The sequence below is a fragment of the Myroides sp. TSA_177.3 genome (genome assembly GCF_052691955.1).
Genome location: NZ_JBQZGD010000059.1, coordinates 1 through 591 on the forward strand (window position 1 = coordinate 1; position 591 = coordinate 591).

Annotated in this window: 1 protein-coding gene; it reads left to right on the forward strand. The window is 23.7% G+C overall.

What is annotated here, in order from left to right; translation table 11 throughout:
* The first annotated feature begins 92 nt into the window (after positions 1-92).
* On the forward strand, positions 93-590 hold the full coding sequence (locus ACUTSE_RS18135) for a hypothetical protein (RefSeq protein ID WP_445641268.1): 498 nt from the start codon (positions 93-95) through the stop codon (positions 588-590).
* Position 591 lies beyond the last annotated feature (1 nt).

Genomic DNA, 591 nt, shown 5'->3' on the forward strand with positions numbered 1-591 from the left:
AGATACGGTTATAGATGTGAAAGATTTAAAAAAGATGGAAGCAAGAAATAAAGCTGATTCATTGTATAATGCTAATAAAAATCGTTAAGTGAATGAAAATTAAGGTGTTTTTAATGATATGTAGTTTGCTTGTATCATGTGTTGATAAGAAAAAAGATAGTAATAATGTGGATAGACAAATTGTTTATACCAATGATTTTACTAATATGGAGTTTCCAGACACTGTTTCCAGAAAAGTAATAACAGAAGGGGTAATTAATTATAATTTAGTCGAGTATAATTTGTTTAGAAATAGTATTGGTTATGGAAGAGTATCAAGATTTATAGAGTTTTATCCATATTTAGCAAAAAATAAAATAATTGTTGAAGAAAACTTTATTATTAAGGATACCTTTTATACACAAGATGTAAATAAAATTTTATTTAATGTGAAGTTTGATAGTATTGGAATATACTATTTAAATGGTATTATTAAAGATATGGTAATTTGGGATACTATAACTAACGTAAATAGTATGACATCAAAATTGCCAGCAAAATTTAATTATAGTATAATCAATAAAAAAGTAGTAGTTATTGATAAAGAATAAA